The organism is Vibrio sp. 10N.222.49.C9 (assembly GCF_041474985.1).
GTDB lineage: Bacteria > Pseudomonadota > Gammaproteobacteria > Enterobacterales > Vibrionaceae > Vibrio > Vibrio crassostreae_C.
This window is the reverse complement of the sequence record NZ_JBFRVD010000577.1, coordinates 1-433: the sequence shown is the minus strand read 5'-3', so window position 1 is coordinate 433 and position 433 is coordinate 1. Positions and strand designations below refer to the sequence as shown.

Genomic DNA, 433 nt, shown 5'->3' with positions numbered 1-433 from the left:
ACATTGTCTTACCCGCTTTTGGCGGAGCAACGATTAAGCCACGTTGACCTTTACCGATCGGTGAAGCCAAATCTAGGATACGAGCTGTAATATCTTCAGTCGCACCGTTACCTACTTCCATTATCATACGCTCGTTAGCGTGCAGTGGAGTCAGGTTTTCAAACAAAATCTTATTACGTGCGTTATCAGGCTTATCGTGGTTAACGGTATTAACCTTAAGCAATGCAAAGTAACGCTCACCATCTTTAGGCGGGCGAATCTTACCGGCAATGCTGTCACCTGTACGCAGGTTAAAGCGACGAATCTGACTTGGCGATACATAAATGTCATCTGGGCCAGCTAGATATTAACTGTCTGAGCTGCGCAGAAAACCAAATCCGTCTTGTAGAATCTCTAGGACGCCGTCACCAAAGATATCCTCTCCGCTTTTAGC

1 pseudogene is annotated in these 433 nt (G+C 46.0%); it reads right to left on the bottom strand.

The annotated features are described in order from the left end of the window. Positions 1 to 433: pseudogene (gene rho, locus AB4585_RS24555) on the bottom strand (transcription termination factor Rho); the annotation flags it as partial.